Here is an 18,858-nt window from a genome sequence, read left to right on the forward strand (position 1 = left end):
AGTGAACCAGAGTTCCTTGTCAACACCGCTTTTCAGAATTTCGGTAGAACCGAATTTCTAGGTCACTTAATTGTCGAATTTTTCGTTCGTTTTCAGTGACTTGCTTCTGTGCCCGCCGCCGTTTGGCGCCGCGCTCTTCAGCGATGAGCGGGTTATAGGGGCGACCCGTTTTCCTGTAAACCCCCTCCCTGACAAAAACGACATTTTCCGATTTTGGCGCCCGCCGCTTTGTGGAAAACACGACTGGATCACCAGAGATTTCAGGCGCCTCCGGCCATTTGCGTTTTCGGCAGATTTTTCAGCGCCTTCTCCCCTTTATGGGGACAAGCATGACCCTGAGTGAGCCGACCTCCCAAAACTCCGCGCTTTCGCCGCATTTGCGGAAGATATGACGGCCATTGAAATCATTGGCCTCTCTCCTTAGGCTGCGCCCACGCTAAGCCTATATATAGAGAAGAGGCCGGTCGCTTCGGCCCTTAGGGGGAAGACCCATTCAATATCGAAGGACGGCGCGTTGAACGCTGCGCAACGAAATCGCCACGCTTCCCTGCTGCGCGCCAGCGGGTTTGAAGATGGCCCGGCTCTGACAGTTCAGTCGACCGACGGTGAAATCCCGCAGGGTCGCGAGCTGAGCTTTGCCTGGTTGAGCGGCACGGTGATGACCGGCCTGACCTCTGTGCTGCTGATGGGCGCCGCTCTCTATGTGTCCTTCCAGGGACAGGACACCTTTTCGACAGCCTATAAGGCACTGCAGCTCGCCGCCCCGCGGCTCGAGCAACCGTTCGCCACCGACATCACGGCAAAATCCTCGCGCATCCGTCCGGTTGCCGCGACCCGCTCGGATCTCGAAACCATCGAGGCCTCCATCCGTCAGGTGGTCGATGGCCGCGAGATCCTGCGCAACCAGCCCTTCACCCGCCTTCGCGCGACGCTCGCGACCACGGCCACCTCGCTCTCTGCCGATGCTCCCGCCTATGATCCCGTAGCCATTCTCAATGCGACCCAACCCCTGCAGGCCGTGTCGCTCGATCTCAATGCCGACGTCTATGGCACCGATGTCGATGGCGAAGTCGCGGTGCGCCAGGCCGAGATGCCGGCAAGCTTTATTCCCGCGCGCGCCATCAGCGATGAAGTGGCCGCCGATTTCGTCCGCGGTTCGGCCGAAGCCACCTTCTATACGGAAGATGCGCCCCCGACCCTGGCCTATGCAGCGCTCGGCCCCAGCCTTGATGCGCTCGCCAGGGAAAGCACACCCACGTCTCCCAATGGTATTGCCGAAAATGTGACGGTCGTTCCCAAGACGACGCTTGCCGCCAATAACGGCCCTGGCCGCACCGAGCGCTTTCTGACGGTGCGCGAGATCGGCCCGCTATCGGCGACCCTCGTGCGCAATGGCTTTACGGTGGCCCAGGTCTCCATGGTGGAAAACACCCTGGCCAATCTCATGCCTTCGGGCGGCCTGCCGGCTGGCATTCGCCTGCGCATTCTTTATGGTCCGCTGACCAGCGATACCAACAGCCTCGTGCCCTATCGCATGTCGATCTATCGCCCCGAAGGCATGCAGGGCGATCCGCATATCGCCACCGTCGCCCTTAGCGACAACGGCCAATATGTCGTCGGCCTGCAGCCCGACTGGGTCGACTTCCCAGAGGAAGACATCGAGCAGATCAATGTGGGCAACCTGCCCACCGTCTATCGCTCGATCTGGGAAACCGGTCGCAAGCACGATCTCGACGACGAGACCATCCAGCGCATCGTCGGCATGTTCGCCTATGACGTCGACATGACCAAGCGCATCTCGGCCGGCGACACGATCGAAATTCTCGAGACCCAGGACACGCCGGACGCCAAGCCCGAACTGCTCTATGTCTCGCTCAATCTTTCGGGCACCAAGCGCCAGCTCTACCGTTTCGCTACCGAAGACGGCACCGTCGATTTCTATGACCCCGATGGCGAAACCGGCAAGCGCTTCCTCAATCGCCGCCCGCTCGAAGGCGGCGGCACCCTGCGCTCGCGCTTCGGCTATCGCATCCACCCCATCTTCAAGACGCGAAAACTGCATACCGGCGTCGATCTCGCCGCCCGCTCCGGCACCCCGATCTATGCGGCCGGTGACGGCACGATCCAGTATTATCGCTGGCAGTCCGGCTACGGCAACAAGATCGAGATCCAGCACGTCAACGGCTACGAGACTGCCTATGGCCACCTCTCTCGTTTCGTCGACGGGCTCGGCGTCGGCTCAAAAGTCCGCCAGGGCCAGCTCATCGGCTATGTCGGCTCCACCGGCCAGTCGACCGGCCCGCACCTTCACTTCGAAATCCTCATCAACGGCAATCTCGTCGATCCCCTGAGCGTGAAACTGCCCAAGGACAATGTGCTGGCCCCGCAATATCGCGACGCCTTTGCCCAGGCCATGACCCAGATCGACGACCTGCTGGCCCGCGAAGGCGCCCCGACCCAGGTCGCCGCCGCCACGACGCCGTAAAACCTATTCCGCGCGCGAAACCCAGACGGCAAGCTCATTGCCGCCGGGCTCGCGGAAATGGAAACGCCGCCCGCCCGGAAAATCGAACTGTTCGCGCGTGATCACGCCGCCGGCGGCGATCACGCGCTTTTCCGCATCATCGAGATCTTCTGTCCGCACGATCGCCATGGTCGCCGCAACGCGGCCTTCCGCCTGATCGACGCCGCCGTCAATCCCTGCATTTTCGAGTCCGTCGTAGTCCGGCCCATAGCTGGTGCGGCCCCAGCCAAACGCCGCCTCGAAAAAGGCGCTGCTCTTGGCCCGGTCCGTCGAGGGGAATTCGATATAGTCGATCTTGTCAGCCATTTTCTCGCGCCTTTCGTTCTTGTTATGTTCTAGTTCAGCATGGCCAAAAATACAAGGCCTCACGTCGCCAGATCGGCGCTGATCACAAAACCCGGCAATCCGGCCAGATGCTCGACCAGCACCGCGCGAAAGGCGCGCACATTGGGCGTGTCCTTCAGATGCGCACGATGCGCGAAGTAAAGCGGCTTTAGCGCAGGCGCGTATCCTGGAAGCACCTCCTCCACCGTACCAGCGTCCAGCCGCTCGCGCATATGAAACAGCGGCGCCTTGGCGAAGCCGATGCCGCTGAGCACCGCATGCAGGGTCAGATCGGGATGCTGGGCGGAAAAGGCCACCGAAACGGGTGCGGATAAAGCCGCCCCGCCATGGACCAGCGCCAAATGATGCTCCTCCGGATCGTCGCGATACTGAATATAGCTCAGGCGCTGCAGATCCTCCGGCCCGGCCGGCCGCCCCACAGAATCGAGATAGGCAGGCGAGGCGACCAGCACGCCCTCCATGGCCCCGATGCGCCGCACCAGCCCCGGCCCATCCCCAGGCCGGCCGCCGCGCACGGCAATGTCGACGCCCTCCGCTTCAAGATCGATCACCACGTCGCTGGTGATGACATCGACGCGCAAGCCGGGATGGCGCGCCCGCAGCAGGGCGAGCACGGGCCCCATCACAGCCTGCCCGAACAGCATGTTGACGGTGACGCGCAGCTTGCCGGCAACCTGTCCGCGCAGATCCTCCAAGCCCGATTGCATCTCGGCAAGCGAGGCCAGCACACGCAATCCATGCGTATTTACCAGCAGCCCCGCCTCGGTCGGCCGCACGCCATGGCGCGAGCGCACCAACAATTGCTGGCCGAGGTCGGCCTCGAGGCCGGCGATTTTCTGGCTGACCGCCGGCTGGCTCACGCCCAGCCGCCGCGCCGCCCCTGTCAGCGATCCGGTTTCAATGGCAAGCGCCAGGCAGCGAAAGGTGAGACCATCCATAATGAACCCTTATGGCAGCCCTAACAGGAGACCGACTGAATACGCCATTCGCTTATACCCACCTGATGCCCCGTTGTCATCGACACTGGAGGTTCATCATGACGCAACCCGCTCTCTCCCGCCGCAGCCTGCTCGCCTCACTGGCCGCCGCCCCGGCCCTGCTTGCTTTGCCAAGCCTTATCCGCTCGAGCAGCGCCGAAGCCGCCGAAGGCGCGCCGGCCAACAAGCAAAGCGCCGTGATCCGCCGCCGCGTCGGCGATATCGAGCTTTTTGCCCTGGCCGATGGCTTTTCCACCCTGCCGGGTCAGGTCCTACTCGGCCTTGAGGACGAGGCTGCCCAGGAAGCCGCCCGCATCGCCCACAAGCCACACGACCCGGCCGCGCTCACCATCTCCATCAACACCTATCTGATCCGCTCCGGCGATCGCCTCATCGCCGTTGATACCGGCGCTACATCCGCCATGGCCCCAACCCTCGGCGCCTGGCGCGACAGTCTCGCCGAGGCGGGCATCGCCCCTCAAGACGTGGACACGCTCTTTCTCACCCATGCCCATGCCGACCATGTCGGCGGCATGACCGATGCGTCGGGCGCCCGCCTATTGCCCAATGCACAATTGGTGCTCGCCGATGCCGAATGGGCCTTTACCCATGACGACGCGCTCTTTGCTTCACTCCCAGCCGACATCCAGGGCAATTTCCGCTTCTCGCGCGCCCAGCTTGCGCCCTATGCCGAGGGCCGCAAGGAACTGGCCATGGCAAGGGAAAGCGAAATCACCCCCGGCGTCACCGCCCTGCCCATGCCCGGACACACGCCGGGCCATATGGGCCTCCGCCTCGACAGCCAGGGCGAGGTCCTGCTGATCTGGGGCGACGTCGTCCATGCGCCGGCCTATCAGTTCTCCCGCCCCGATTGGTCGATCGCCTTCGACGCCGATATCCCCGCCGCCATCGCCACCCGCCAGCGTTTCTTTGACATGGCGGCGACTGACGATGTGATGGTCGCCGGCATGCATCTCGATTTCCCCGCCCTCGGCTTTGTCGAGCGCCACGGCAATGCCTATCGCTACCTCGCCGCCCCGCCCGATTTCCGCGCCTGAGGCAAACAAAAAGGGCGCCGTCACCGGCGCCCTTTCCCAAATCTCTCTTCGCTTATTCGGCGGCTCTGCTTTCGGCATGACCGCCGGGCAAAAGCACAATGCCTTCATCGCCGGCATCGACCACCACGCGGTCGCCGTCCGAAACCTTGCCCGACAGGATTTCCTCGGCAAGGCCATCCTGCACTTCGCGCTGGATGACGCGCTTCAGCGGCCGCGCACCATAGGCCGGATCATAGCCTTCATTGGCGAGCCACTCCCGCGCCTTCGGCGTCAGTTCAAGGCTGATGTCGCGATCCCTGAGAAGCTTTTCGAGCCGCCCGAACTGGATGTCGACAATGGACCCCATATGTTCGCGACCAAGGCGATGGAACAGCAGGATCTCGTCGATACGGTTCAAAAATTCCGGCCGGAATGCCGCCTTCACCGCATCGAGCACTTTGCCGCGCACCAGTTCCACCGGCTCGCCATCCTTGAGATCGACCAGGTATTCAGCACCCAGGTTCGAGGTGAGGATGACAACCGTATTGCGGAAATCGACCGTGCGCCCCTGCCCGTCCGTCAGCCGCCCATCATCGAGCACCTGCAAGAGGACATTGAACACATCCGGATGCGCCTTTTCGATCTCGTCGAACAGCACAACCTGATAGGGCCGACGCCGCACGGCTTCCGTGAGGACGCCACCTTCGTCATAGCCGACATAGCCCGGAGGCGCGCCGATCAGCCGCGCCACGGAGTGTTTTTCCATGAACTCGGACATATCGAGCCGCACCATGGCGGTTTCATCATCGAAGAGGAACTGCGCCAAGGCCTTGGTCAGCTCGGTCTTGCCCACGCCCGTTGGCCCCAGGAACATGAACGAGCCGATCGGCCGGTTCGGATCCTGCAGGCCGGCGCGTGACCGCCGCACGGCCTTGGCCACCGCCGCCACCGCTTCCGCCTGCCCGATGACCCGAGCGCCAAGCGACGTCTCCATATGGAGCAGCTTTTCGCGTTCACCTTCCATCATCCGGTCGACCGGAATGCCGGTCCAGCGCGACACCACCTGGGCAATGTCGGTCGGTTCCACGGTTTCCTTGGCCATGACCGCGTCGGGCTTGCCGTCGCCATCCGGATCGTCAGCCGCCTTCAGCCGCTTTTCGAGATCGGGAATGACGCCATAGGCCAGCTCACCGGCCTTGGCGAGATCGCCCTGGCGCTGCGCGATTTCGAGCTGGCTGCGTGCCGCATCAAGCTCTTCCTTGAGTTTTGTGGACCCCTGCAGCCTCTCTTTTTCCGCCAGCCATTTTGAAGACAGAACCTGTGCCTGTTCCTCAAGCCCGGAAAGCTCATGCTCCAGCCGATCGAGACGTGTCTTCGACCCGTCATCGGTTTCCTTCTTCAGCGCCTCGCGCTCGATCTTCAGCTGCATGATGCGCCGATCAAGCTCGTCCAGCGCCTCAGGCTTGCTGTCTACTGCCATGCGCAGCCGCGCCGCCGCCTCGTCCATCAGGTCGATGGCCTTGTCGGGCAAAAACCGGTCGGTGATGTAGCGATTGGAAAGCGTCGCCGCACTCACCAGCGCCGAGTCGGCAATGCGAATGCCGTGATGCAGCTCGTACTTTTCCTTCAAGCCACGCAGGATCGAGATCGTGTCCTCAACGGTCGGCTCGGACACAAACACCGGCTGGAAACGCCGCGCCAGCGCCGGGTCCTTTTCGACATGCTTACGATATTCATCAAGCGTCGTCGCGCCCACGCAGTGCAGTTCACCGCGCGCCAAAGCCGGCTTCAGGAGATTGGACGCATCCATGGCGCCATCGCTCTTGCCGGCGCCGACCAGCGTGTGCATTTCGTCGATGAACAGAATGATCTGCCCCTCGGCCGAGGTCACTTCATTGAGCACGCTCTTCAGCCGCTCTTCAAACTCGCCCCGATATTTCGCGCCGGCAATCAGCGCGCCCATGTCGAGCGCAAGCAGGCTCTTGTTCTTGAGCGATTCCGGCACATCGCCATTGACGATGCGAATGGCGAGGCCCTCGGCAATCGCCGTCTTGCCCACGCCGGGTTCACCGATCAGCACCGGATTGTTCTTGGTCCGGCGGCTCAGCACCTGAATGGTGCGACGGATTTCCTCGTCACGCCCGATGACAGGGTCAAGCTTGCCCTCACGCACATCCTGCGTCAGGTCCCGCGCATACTTTTTGAGCGCATCATAGGCATTTTCGGCCGAAGCCGAGTCAGCCGTGCGCCCCTTGCGAATTTCCTCAATGGCCGTATTCAGCCCCTGCGGCGTCACCCCGGCCGAAGCCAGGATCTTGCCCGCATCAGTGTCTTTTTCAACCGTCAGCGCCAAGAGCAGCCGCTCGGCCGTCACATAGCTATCGCCAGCCTTCTGCGCTGCGCTCTCGGCGGTGTCGAAAACACGCGCCAGTTCGCGGCTGAGATAAAGCTGCCCGGCATCGCCAGAAACTTTTGGAATCTTGTTGAGCGCCGCTTCCACGCCGGCCCGCGCCGCCTTGGCGTCGCCACCCGCACGTTCGATCAGACCCGAGGCAAGCCCCTGGTCATCATCGAGCAGCACTTTAAGTAGATGGACCGGCGCAAACTGCTGATGGCCCTTGCCCAGCGCTGCCGTCTGCGCGCTCTGGATAAAGCCGCGCGAGCGCTCGGTATATTTTTCGATATTCATTCAACTCTCCTTGTCTCGCTCGCCACCCAGCCCTCGATAGGCACCGGCATGACGACGGAAGCGTCGTGTGCAAAACGCCCGGCAACCCGGCGCGCTCCGTCACACGACGATATATGGGGAGGTTTTTGGAACGAGCAATGCCGCGGCGGGACTAAATCGGATACGGTTCATTTGATGGGGCCGTCTGTGAGACGTGGCTGCTTGGTCTGTTAGCACAACGCTGGCAACGGCGGACATTCTCTGGACGCACGGTGCGAATATCAGGTTCTTCGCACCAGTTTTGGCCTCGAAGTGCGTTGATCGCCGTCTAGTCGCTAGGGCGCTCTGATACCGCTGCCATGAAACGCAATCCCGATGGCGTTAACCGGATGTGGTGCTTCGCTCGAATTCCGATCTGGCGGTTGGAAGTGTCAGCTAGTGGTTCTTGATTTCCAATCTGAGGCACACCTGCCAGGCCCAAGACCCCCAACCGTTCCATATAGAAGTCCGCATTCTTGGGAAAAACGAGCAAATCCCTTGGCAGGTCGTCGACTTCGACGACGCGGTTGGAAAACATGTTGGTGGCTTGGTCGAAGTCCATCTTCCACTGAAAGTTAAGATACGCTCCGCTCAATTCGCGTGCGTAGAATGCCTGCAGCAGGATGGCTTCGTCCGTCGACAGTTGACGTATCAGCGCCGGATAGGAAGGGTGCGCCTCACTGACATGTTCTCGGTCGAAAGCACGGCTCAGAAGCTGCGAGAACATGTCGGACAGGGGAGTATCAGCGCTCTCGTATTTCACTCCCTCCAATACCGGCCCGAGGATCTGTGGTGGTGGAGAGATACGCTGTTCATCTGGAACGCGCCGGACCGACCGGTTTAGGAAATTTACGTAGCGATCCTGCAATGCCGCCGTGTACTGCAACGGGGCCAGCGCGAGTCTTATTGTCTTCGCTAGATCCTCAACCAAGCCTCCCGCTTGCTTGGCGGCCGGAGAGAGGATGTCACCGTAGGCGTCCTTGATGGGAAGTTGCTTCGCAACTTCCACAGCTACAGCAGTGGTCAGGTCAGTACCCGCCATCGAATCGTCCCCCAAGTAGCCTGCCATCGGCGGGTAAGTTACTGACCTTCCTAAATTATCTCGATCTTGTCGATCCGGATTCCGCCACTAAACGACCCAGTTACGTGCCTAGGTCCCTTAGGTATCGATTTCGGGCATTTTGAAGTCTGGCTAAGGAGGTCGCTAGTATCGGAGCTCACCCATGTTATCGAGCCGTGGGTCTAGTTCAGCTCTTTGCACCTCGCGTCATGCTGCCAATTGGCAGCATGAGTTGAGCTCCGCCTATCGCCTACGCTCGCCTAATCCCGCAAAAATTCAGTCGCGAACTGAAACACCGCCGGCGCCCCAATTATGTTGTAGTGATTGGTTCCCGGAACCACCGCCAACTGATTGGGAGAGCGCAACGACCCATCGATACCCGCATCCCTCTGTCCCCCGCCGAGCAGTTTATAAAACTCGGCGATATGCTCAGGCCGAACATAGTCAGCATCGGCGAAAACAAGCAGTGTCTGCGCCTTGATGCCCTTGATCCCTTCGGACCAATCATGGTCCTGCAAACCGAGCGCGCCGGATTTGCGCATGAGTACCGGCCAATCGACGTCCGGATAGAGTTCCGCCAGGGGCGATTGGGCGATGCTGTTGCCGATCGCATCGGCCATGGCAGGCATTTGCTCGAAAGCGGCCCTGACTTCCGGATATTCCCCGCCCCTGGAATATCCGGTCGACACGATCACCAGCTTGTCGAGCATATCGGGATGCCGGATCGCGAATTGCAGCGCGATCTTGCCGCCGAACGAATAGCCCATGACGCTGGCCTTTTCGATGCCGCGATCCCTGAGCACCGCGGCAACATCGTCGGCGGCCCTCTCGATCGACCAGGGCGCGTCGCTATCCCGGCTCAGCCCATGCCCACGGGCGTGAATGGCGATCACCTTGAAAGTTCCGGCCATTTCCGCCAGCGGCGCGCCAAACACCTGGGAAGGGTCCACCCCACCATGCAACATGACCAGGGGTTCCCCCTGTCCATGGATTTCGTAATAGAGCTCGGTTCCCTCAACCGCCGCATATCCGCTCTCGATCGCCTGCGACATGGTGTTTTCCCCTCCTGATTGCGCCATGACTTTTGTGGGTGCTGCCAGCACGACGAGCACAAAAAGCACCCCGATGATTGGTTTGAGCATCGTTTCCTCCTTGAGCGCCGAAAACCCTCGCCAGACCCCGGCTTTAGCCTAGTCCCGTCACTCCTCTATCGCCAGGAAGTCGATGACGGCCTGGGCGAACCGGGGATCGGTATTGATGTTGTAGTGCGTGGCGCTGGGAATGACGGCAAAACGGTTTGGCGTCATACCTTCGCCGGCCCATCCACCATCAGCCTGGCCACCGCCCAAAAGTTCGAAGAAGTGGGCAGCGTGGCTGATGCGCACGGCGTCATAATCGGCAACGACAACCAGGGTCGGGGTCTTGATCTCCCCGATTTCGGAAGACCAGTCAAAGTCATTGCCGATAAAGGCGCCCATCTGCTCGAGAAGTTTTGAGAAATTGGCGGGGTCAGGCGCTATCGCCTTATAGGCCTCGTAGAGCGGGGTCTGCATCATGCCCTCTGCCAGATGCGCGCCGATGCCCCGCATGCCTTGGGCATTGTAGTCGTGCCAGCCGGCATAGGCATAGGGCGCCGAGGCGACCACCAGCCGGTCCAGCACTTCGGGGTGGTCGATGGCGAGCCGAATGCCGGTGATCCCACCCATGGAATAGCCCACGACATCGGCACGGTCATGCCCCAGCCATTTGATCAGCTCAGCGACATCGGTCGCGAAGGCTTCAAAACTCATTGGGCGGTCGAAGGGCAAGGTGCGGCCATGCGCCTGGAAATCGACGGCGATCACCTGGTGGTCCCGCGCCAGTTCGGTGAGCACGGGACCAAAATCGTCCATGGTCTGCAGTCCGCCATGCAGCAGAACAAGCGGTTCGCCCGCGCCGAAAACGGCATAGGCCAGTTCGATCCCGTTGACGGGCGCATAGCCTGACTTGGTCGGGGTGGGCAGGGACATGCCGGCCTCCTGGGCCTGAATGGATGGAATGGCGAAGACGAAGGCTGTCGCCGCAAGAAAACGGGCTAAGGGTTTCATCATGGTCATTCCCTCTGTTGCAGATACCAGGGCGACGAATGACGGGCGGCGTTTTCGACAGCGGAGCCAAACAAACTGTTTCGGCCGGGACGTCGCTCTCGTGCCGCAGCCATGGCCGCATAGATTTAGAGTGGCACGGCGTCCGATTTCGGCGGCATGCCCAAAACGTTGAACGGCGGAACGGAAAGGAAAGGAAGGGGCCCTCGGGCCTGACCCGAGAGCCACTCACCCCCGACACAAGCTAGGCGGCTCCCGCACTGGCCCTCGGATCAAGTCCGAGGGCAGCATTGTGGAGGTGGGGACCTCACAGATGGACCAACCGCTCAAAATAGACACTCTCTCGAAGGACGGGGCCCATGATGGCCCCGGTCCAAAGCCGGCAGTGTTCACTTGGAGCTTATTCTCGGTGTTGCCCTCGAAAGCCTCACGGCGACACGATGCGTCCAGAGTGCACACTTCCTCTGAAATCCGGGGCCCCAAAACAAAAAGGCCGGGCATTTCGCCCGGCCCTTTCTTCAAAATTCTTACTCCGCTGCCGGAGCCGTACCTGCCGTCAGGAATGCCGGCAATTCGCCGACATCGGGCTGCGGCGCATTGGCCGGATCGACATTGCCTTCCCCGCCAGCCGGACGACGGCGGCGCGGACGACGTTCGCGCGGCTTGCGGGCAGGCTGTTCGCCGCCTTCGGCAGCAACCGGCTGGGGCGAGGCTTCGCCGCCTTCTGCCGCAACCGGCTCGCCGCTTTCGGCGACCGCGGCCACGACACCGGGCTGTTCATCATTGGCCTCATGGCCATTGTTGACCTGCACCGGCTGGGGCGAGGAGAAGCGCGAGTTCATTTCCGAGACATCGTCATCGAACTCGTTATCGTCCTGGTTCTGGCCGTCACGCTGGCCGTTCATGGCCTGCTGGGCGGAAGAGACGATGCGGAAATAGTGTTCTGCGTGCTGGAGATAATTCTCCGCCATCACCGAGTCACCGGACGACTGGGCATCGCGCGCCAGCTGCAGGTATTTTTCGGCGACATGAGCCGCATTGCCACGGACCTTTACGTCCGGACCGTTGCTCTCATAGTTGCGCGACAACGGATTGACGTGCTTGCGTCCACCGTTCCGGCCACGCTGCCGGTTCTTGTTCTGGTTTGGTCTCATCGGGTCGCTTTGTCTAACTCTAGATCGTTAAGCGTCACATCTGGGCGGACCGGACTTTTGGCCGGTCTGGCCCCACATCCCGCGAACTTCGCACAAGGATGGGGTTATACTGGTTTCATGAAGACCGTATGCTTTCGTGCAGCGCCCTCGGAAAATCCGCCCTTCTCATCCCGCTTCATTCCAAAAGGAATGGAGCACGGCCCCTGCCGCAAGATTTGGATATAGGGTGTGGTCGCCGCGGCGCCCATGATGCGCCATTGACAGCAAGATCAAACTAGCGGCTTTCGCCGATCTTGACCAGCACAAAGTATTCTATGCCGGGTTTGTGCTGTTTGACACGCTAGATGTGGTGCGCCGAAACCACACGATCAAGCCCGGCAAGGTCCTTCTCGACCACGATTTGCGAAAAACCAGCCGCCGCAAAGAGTTTTGCCACCGCCTCCCCCTGGTCATAGCCGATCTCGACCAGTACCTGCCCGCCAGGTTTCAACCAGTCCGCCGCCTTCGCCGCAATGACCCGGTAAGGCCCCAGCCCATCCGGCCCACCATCCAGCGCCAGCCGCGGATCGAAATCCCTAACCTCGGGGGAGAGTGTTTCAACCACAGCAGACGAGATATAAGGCGGGTTGGAGAGAATGAGATCAAAACCCTCTTCACCTCTCCCTTCGGGGGAGAGGTCGGCGCGCAGCGCCGGGTGAGGGGGCCTTCCAGCAAGTGCCCCAAACCAATCCCCCTGCCGCAACTCCAGCCGCCCACTCACCCCATTCCGCTCAGCATTGCGCCCGGCCATCTCCAGCGCCCGCGGATTGATATCGCTCGCCACCCCGCGTGCATCCGGACGATTGGCCAAAACCGAAATCGGAATGCACCCAGACCCGGTCCCCAGATCAACAAACCGCCCACCCTGAGGCAGCGCCTTCAGCGCCAGGTCGACCAGCAGTTCCGTATCGGGTCGCGGTTCCAGCGTTGCCTCGTTGAGCTCAAATTCGAGCCCATAAAATTCCTTGTGCCCGATGATCCGCGCCACCGATTCACCCGTCAGCCGCCTTCCCAGCAACTCGGCGGCATCAGATGCTAACAGTCTGCTAACCAACTCGCTCTCGCGCGTCGCCAATTGCAGCGCACCAAAACCGAGCGCGTGCCCCACCAAGAGCTTGGCGTCCAGCGTCGCCGTCGCAAAGCCACGCTGGCTTAGTTCGTCCCGCCACCGCCGCCAAAGCGCGCCGACAGTAACCACCTCGCTCAGTTGGAACTCTCCATCGCGGCCAGCTGCGCCGCCTGGTTTTCGGTGATCAGAGCCTCGATCAACTCGTCCAGCGCTTCGCCCGCTATCACCTTGTCGAGCTTATATAAAGTCAGGTTGATCCGGTGATCGGTAACGCGCCCCTGCGGGAAATTATAGGTCCGGATACGCTCCGAGCGATCCCCCGACCCCACCTGCCCCTTGCGCTCCGCCGAGCGGGCGCTATCTCGCTCTTCGCGCTGCATTTCATAAAGCCGCGCCCTGAGCACCACCATGGCCTGCGCCCGGTTCTGGTGCTGCGACTTCAGCGCCGAGGTGACGACAATCCCGGTCGGCAAATGGGTGATGCGAACCGCCGAGTCGGTGGTGTTGACGTGCTGTCCGCCGGCACCCGAAGCACGCATCGTATCGATGCGGATATCTTCATTTTTGATATCAATATCAATGTCTTCGACCTCGGGCAGCACCGCCACCGTCGCCGCCGAAGTATGAATGCGCCCTGAGCCCTCCGTCGCCGGCACACGCTGCACGCGGTGCACGCCGGACTCATATTTCATCCGCGCATAAACGCCCTTGCCCGACACATTGGCGATGACTTCCTTGTAGCCACCCATTTCGCCCGGGCTCTCTTCCATCAGCGTGACCTTCCAGCCGCGCAGCGCCGCATAGCGCTCATACATGCGGAAGAGATCGCCCGCGAACAAAGCCGCCTCGTCGCCGCCCGTACCGCCGCGGATTTCAAGGATGATCGACTTTTCGTCGGCCTCATCCTTGGGCAGCAGCATGACGCGGATCGATTGGGTAAGAAGCTCAATCTTTTCATCGAGTTCTTCGATTTCCGCTGCGGCCATTTCGGCCATGTCCTTGTCCGGCCCCTTGGCAAGAGACTCGGCTTCAGCGCGGTCGCGCTGCGCTTTCTGATAGGCATTGATTTCGCCCACGATCGGGCTGAGATCGGAATGCTCCTTGGAGAGTTTTGCCAGCTCGTCCGGGCTCGCGCCGCCGGAAAGGGCAGCTTCGATATATTGGAAACGGGTGGCAAGCGCGTCGAGCTTGTCCTCAGGCAAAGCGGGCATTCGGGATCTTTCCGGAGCTATCGGGGCTCTGGATAATCGCCATCCCCGCCAATCGCAAGCAGAACTAGCCCATTGGCAGGTTCTGCTTCTCTACCCATTCCTTGAGAAGATCGCGGATGGCAACGCCATCGGCGCCAACGCTCAGCGCCGCCGCAACCGAATCCTGGATCGGCTTGAGGTCGACATTGAGCACCAATTCCTTGATCGGCCCGATCGAGGCCGGCCCCATGGAAAGCCGTGTCATGCCGATCGCCATCAGCGCCAGGGCCTCCATCGGCTTGCCCGCCAATTCGCCACACATGGTCACCGGCTTGTTGTGCCGGCGTGCCGCATCAACGACCAGCCGCATGGCGCGCAGCCGCGGCAAAGCGATGGCATCATAATTCTTGGAGACACGCGGATTGGCCCGGTCGGCAGCCGTCAGGAACTGCACGAGATCGTTCGAACCAATGGAAACGAAATCCGCCTCAGGCATGATCTGATCGAGCTCGAAGAGAAGCGATGGCACTTCCACCATGGCGCCCAGCTCAAGCCGCGACGGCACGGGTTCACCCGCGCGACGCAGGCGCTCCATTTCCTTGGCGACCACGAGCTTGGTCTGACGGAACTCAAAAGTCTCCGTCACCATGGGCACGAGAATCTTGAGCGGCCGTCCCTTGGCCGCCATCAGCAGGGCCCGGACCTGGGTCCGCAACAGGCCTGGCCGGTCTAGGCCAAGACGGATCGAGCGATAGCCCATGGCCGGATTCTCTTCCGCCATGGAGCGCAGGTAAGGCACGACCTTGTCGCCGCCGATGTCGAGCAGGCGGAACACGATGGGTCGTTCGCCGGCAATCGCCATGGCTTCGGCGTAAAGATCCACCTGCTCCTGCAATCGCGGCAGCTTGCTCGCGATCATGAACTGCAGCTCGGTTCGGAAAAGCCCAACCCCCTTGGCGCCCGTATCGTCGAGCATGGGCAGGTCAGCCACGAGCCCCGAATTGTGCAGCAGCGTGATGTCGATGCCGTCCTTGGTCACGCTCGGCTTGTTCTTGAGCGCGGCATAATGCGCCCGGCGCTTGGCGGAAACGCGAACCTTGTCGACATAGGTCTGTTCGACGTCAGGCGTCGGCCGCAGATGCACCTGCCCCGCGGGACCATCGATGATGATGTCATCACCGCTTTCGCACATCGAGACGATCGAATCGGCCTGCCCCACCGCCACAAGCCCGAGCGAACGGGCAACAATGGCAACGTGCGCTGTCGCCCCGCCCTCTTCGAGCACCAGGCCACGCAGCTTCTTGCGGTCATATTCAAGCAATTCCGCCGGCCCCATATTGCGGGCGACGAGAATGGCATTTTCCGGCAATTCGCGATGCGCCGGCTGGCTCGTATTGGTCAGCACGCGCAGCAGGCGATTGGCGAGATCGTCGAGATCATGCAGCCGGTCACGAATATAGGGATCGGTCTGGCGCAACATGCGGGCTCGGGTATCGTTCTGCACCCGCTCCACCGCCGCCTCGGCCGAAAGCCCATTGTCGATCGCCTCGGTCAGCCGGTTCACCCAGCCCCGGTCATTGGCGAACATGCGATAGGTCTCGAGAATCTCTCGATGGTCCGAACTGGGCTGCATGTCGCCATGGTCGAGCATGGCGTCGATCGAGACGCGCATGCTGGCCAGGGCCTTGTCGAGCCGCGCCTTTTCCGCCTCGGTATCGTCCGCGATGAAGTTGACGACCACAACGCGCGGATCGTGCAGCACCACGGTGCCGAGCGCGATGCCGTCGGTAAAGCTAACGCCGTTGAACATGCGGGGACGCCTGAGATCGATATCGGACCCCGGCTTGATCAGATTGTCGAAATCCGAGGTCGCGATCATCTCGGCGAGGATTGTGGCCGTAGTCAGCATGGCCTCGGTTTCATCCTCGCCATAGTGGCGCCGCTCGGCGTTCTGGACGACCAGAACCCCCAGGGTTTGCCCGGCTCTGAGGACCGGCACGCCGAGGAATGAATTATATTTGTCCTCGCCCGTTTCGGGGCGATAGGCAAAACCGGGATGGCTTGGCGCGTCGTCGAGGCTGAGGGGTTCGGCCTCCGAGGCGATGAGGCCGACCAAGCCCTCGCCAAGACGCAGCGTGGTCATGTGGACCGATTCGGCCTTGAGGCCTCTGGTGGCGAAAAGTTCGAGCGCGCCATCATCGCGCAGCACGTAGAACGAGCACACATCGGCCCGCATATTGTCGGCAATCAGGCCCACGATCTTGTCGAGCCGCGCCTGCGAAGCCAGAGGCTCCGCCATGGTTTCGCGCAATTGCCGCAGCAGCACCCTTGGGCCGCCTATGGTCGTGACCATCCCGTTATCGGCGGCCCCGCCGAGCCGCCCCCCTTGATCGGACGCGGCTCCTTTCCCCTCGAAACGAGATCAGGCGTCCTTCTTGTCCAAACCGTAATAGGTGTGCAGCGCGCGAACCGCAAGCTCAGCATATTCTTCATCGATCAGGACCGAGGTCTTGATTTCCGAAGTGGTGATCAGCTGGATATTGATGCCCTTGTCGGCCAGGGCCTTGAACATCGAGCTCGCGACGCCCGCATGGCTGCGCATGCCCACACCCACGACCGAGACCTTTGCCCCGCCCTTGGAGCCGGACAGGCGCGCATATTCAAACTTGCCGCCATTGTTTTCGAGCGCCTTGACCGCCTTGTCATATTCGCTGTCGGGCACGGTAAAGGTGATGTCGGTGGTCGCGCCATCATCGGCAATGTTCTGCACGATCATGTCGACGATGATGCCTTCGTCAGCCAGCTGGCCGAAAATGGCGGCGGCAACGCCGGGCTTGTCCTTGACGTCGCGCAGGGTGATCTTGGCCTCGGCCTTGGCGAGCGTCACGCCCGAAACGATCTGCTTTTCCATGATCTCATCCTCATCGCAAACGAGCGTGCCGGGGACACCGGGCTTTCCATCGGGCGCAATCTGGGGCGCATTGGGGTCATCAAAACTGGAGCGCACCAGGAGGCGCACCTTGTGGGCCATGGCCATTTCCACGGAGCGGATCATCAGCACCTTGGCGCCGAGCGAGGCCATCTCCAGCATTTCCTCGAAGGAAATCTTGGTCATGCGCTGCGCCTTGGGCACGATGCGCGGGTCCGTCGTGTAAACGCCGTCCACATCGGTATAGATATCGCAACGATCAGCGCCCACGGCAGCGGCAACAGCCACGGCCGAGGTATCCGAACCACCGCGACCCAGCGTCGTCACCCGGCCATGGGGCGAAATGCCCTGGAAGCCGGTGATGACAGGCACCCAGCCATCCGTGAGGCGCTTGTTGAGTTCGGTCGGATCGATCTCGGTGATGCGCGCCGCGCCATGAGAATCGTCGGTATGGATCGGCACCTGCCAGCCGGCGAACGAGCGCGACTGGATGCCCATTTCGCTCAGGACAATCGCCATGAGGCCGGCCGTGACCTGTTCGCCCGAAGCCACCACGGCGTCATATTCGCGCGCGTCGTGGAATTTGCTGGCCTCGTTGACCCAGCCAACCAGTTCATTGGTTTTGCCCGACATGGCGGAAACGACGACGGCCACTTCATTGCCGGCTTCGACTTCGCGCTTCACATGCAGAGCGGAATGGCGGATGCGTTCGATATTGGCCATCGAAGTGCCACCGAACTTGACGACGATACGGGCCACGTTCTTCCCCGACTAGAGCGCTGCCAGCAAAGTGGTCTCACTTTGCGGTCGGCAGCGCGACAATCCAAAGCAGTTTCGCCGAACCCGGCGGTACGCTTCATTAGCGCGGGGAAATGCCACAAAGCCGCGCCGGGATCAACTGGGATCGCACTCAGCGTCACCTGTGATCGCGCCCCTGCGTCACCCCGCGCCTTGAACCGCCCCTGCAAGCTGGGCCATATGAGCATCACAAGGAGCAAGCAATGTCCCAGACCACGATCAACGACGCCGAGATCGCCAAATTCACGGCCATGGCCGAGGAATGGTGGGACCCCAAGGGCAAGTTCAAGCCGCTCCACAAATTCAACCCGGTGCGCCTGAGCTATATCCGCGACAATCTGGTTCTGCATTTCGGCCGCGACCCATCGGTCATGCGCCCCCTCGAAGGGCTGAAGATCGTCGATATCGGCTGTGGCGGGGGCCTTCTTTGTGAACCCCTTACCCGGCTTGGCGCCACCGTGACCGGTGTCGATGCTGCCGAACGCAATATCAGCATTGCCAGGATCCACGCGGATAAGTCGGGGCTCGATATCGATTATCGCGTGACTACGTCCGAGGCGCTGGTCGAGGCAGGCGAAAAATACGATGTCGTGCTCAACATGGAAGTGGTGGAGCATGTCGACAATGTGCCGCTCTATATGAAGAGCTGCGCCGACCTCGTCGCGCCGGGCGGGTTGATGTTCACCGCCACGCTCAACCGCACCGCCCGCGCCTATGCCCTCGCCATTCTCGGGGCCGAATATGTGCTGCGCTGGCTGCCCAGGGGCACGCATGACTGGAAGAAGTTTCTTACGCCCGACGAAATCCGTAGCCTGCTCAGGCGCAATGGGTTGAAAGTGACCGACGGCAAGGGCGTTACTTTCAATCCCATAGCCGACGAGTGGCGCCTCTCCTCCGATATGGCAGTCAACTACATGCTGCTCGCGGAACGCCCCGCCGCCTGAT

General features: G+C 61.5%; 14 protein-coding genes. 3 read left to right on the forward strand and 11 right to left on the reverse strand.

Annotated features, from left to right (window positions below):
* Positions 1-514: 514 nt before the first annotated feature.
* Positions 515-2,485, forward strand: coding sequence for a M23 family metallopeptidase (locus tag NVV77_RS09975; RefSeq protein WP_295412613.1), 1,971 nt, complete (start codon positions 515-517; stop codon positions 2,483-2,485).
* A 3-nt stretch (positions 2,486-2,488) separates the two neighbouring features.
* Here the strand turns inward: NVV77_RS09975 and NVV77_RS09980 are convergent, their stop codons facing one another.
* Positions 2,489-2,830 carry a VOC family protein gene (locus NVV77_RS09980; RefSeq protein ID WP_295412614.1) on the reverse strand — a complete coding sequence of 114 codons (342 nt, stop codon included), beginning with the start codon at positions 2,828-2,830 and terminating at the stop codon, positions 2,489-2,491.
* Between the two features lie 59 nt (positions 2,831-2,889).
* Positions 2,890-3,807 (reverse strand): LysR family transcriptional regulator, encoded by a 918-nt coding sequence (locus tag NVV77_RS09985; protein ID WP_295412615.1) that lies wholly within the window; start codon positions 3,805-3,807, stop codon positions 2,890-2,892.
* A 98-nt stretch (positions 3,808-3,905) separates the two neighbouring features.
* On the opposite strand from NVV77_RS09985, the gene NVV77_RS09990 reads away from it, so the two are divergent.
* Positions 3,906-4,904: an MBL fold metallo-hydrolase gene (locus tag NVV77_RS09990; RefSeq protein WP_295412617.1), complete on the forward strand. Its 999-nt coding sequence runs from the start codon at positions 3,906-3,908 to the stop codon at positions 4,902-4,904.
* Between the two features lie 52 nt (positions 4,905-4,956).
* On the opposite strand, the gene clpB is transcribed toward NVV77_RS09990, so the two are convergent.
* The 9 genes from clpB to NVV77_RS10035 form a co-directional block, all read right to left on the reverse strand.
* Positions 4,957-7,572 (reverse strand): ATP-dependent chaperone ClpB, encoded by a 2,616-nt coding sequence (clpB, locus tag NVV77_RS09995; protein ID WP_295412620.1) that lies wholly within the window; start codon positions 7,570-7,572, stop codon positions 4,957-4,959.
* 307 nt (positions 7,573-7,879) lie between these two features.
* Complete coding sequence (locus NVV77_RS10000; RefSeq protein ID WP_295412622.1) at positions 7,880-8,632, reverse strand: Abi-alpha family protein; 753 nt, start codon at positions 8,630-8,632, stop codon at positions 7,880-7,882.
* A gap of 278 nt (positions 8,633-8,910) precedes the next feature.
* Positions 8,911-9,792: an alpha/beta hydrolase gene (locus tag NVV77_RS10005; protein WP_295412624.1), complete on the reverse strand. Its 882-nt coding sequence runs from the start codon at positions 9,790-9,792 to the stop codon at positions 8,911-8,913.
* Between the two features lie 57 nt (positions 9,793-9,849).
* A complete protein-coding gene (locus NVV77_RS10010; protein WP_295412625.1) occupies positions 9,850-10,740 on the reverse strand; it encodes an alpha/beta hydrolase in 891 nt (296 codons plus the stop codon).
* Between the two features lie 521 nt (positions 10,741-11,261).
* Positions 11,262-11,888 carry a DUF4167 domain-containing protein gene (locus NVV77_RS10015; RefSeq protein WP_295412627.1) on the reverse strand — a complete coding sequence of 209 codons (627 nt, stop codon included), beginning with the start codon at positions 11,886-11,888 and terminating at the stop codon, positions 11,262-11,264.
* A gap of 340 nt (positions 11,889-12,228) precedes the next feature.
* The gene (gene prmC / locus NVV77_RS10020; RefSeq protein WP_295412628.1) at positions 12,229-13,125 is read right to left on the reverse strand and encodes a peptide chain release factor N(5)-glutamine methyltransferase; all 897 of its coding nucleotides are present in this window, start codon (positions 13,123-13,125) and stop codon (positions 12,229-12,231) included.
* 5 nt (positions 13,126-13,130) lie between these two features.
* Entirely contained in the window at positions 13,131-14,207 is a 1,077-nt protein-coding gene (gene prfA, locus NVV77_RS10025; RefSeq protein WP_295412630.1) for a peptide chain release factor 1, read from the reverse strand.
* A gap of 64 nt (positions 14,208-14,271) precedes the next feature.
* The gene (ptsP, locus tag NVV77_RS10030; protein ID WP_295412632.1) at positions 14,272-16,539 is read right to left on the reverse strand and encodes a phosphoenolpyruvate--protein phosphotransferase; all 2,268 of its coding nucleotides are present in this window, start codon (positions 16,537-16,539) and stop codon (positions 14,272-14,274) included.
* Positions 16,540-16,608: 69 nt separating this feature from the next.
* Positions 16,609-17,874, reverse strand: coding sequence for an aspartate kinase (locus NVV77_RS10035; RefSeq protein ID WP_295412633.1), 1,266 nt, complete (start codon positions 17,872-17,874; stop codon positions 16,609-16,611).
* A gap of 242 nt (positions 17,875-18,116) precedes the next feature.
* Between NVV77_RS10035 and ubiG the strand changes: the two genes are divergently transcribed.
* Positions 18,117-18,857, forward strand: a complete 741-nt coding sequence (ubiG, locus tag NVV77_RS10040; RefSeq protein WP_295412634.1) for a bifunctional 2-polyprenyl-6-hydroxyphenol methylase/3-demethylubiquinol 3-O-methyltransferase UbiG — start codon at positions 18,117-18,119, stop codon at positions 18,855-18,857.
* The last annotated feature ends 1 nt before the right edge of the window (position 18,858 follow it).

This window comes from Devosia sp. (assembly GCF_024707125.1).
Lineage (GTDB): Bacteria > Pseudomonadota > Alphaproteobacteria > Rhizobiales > Devosiaceae > Devosia.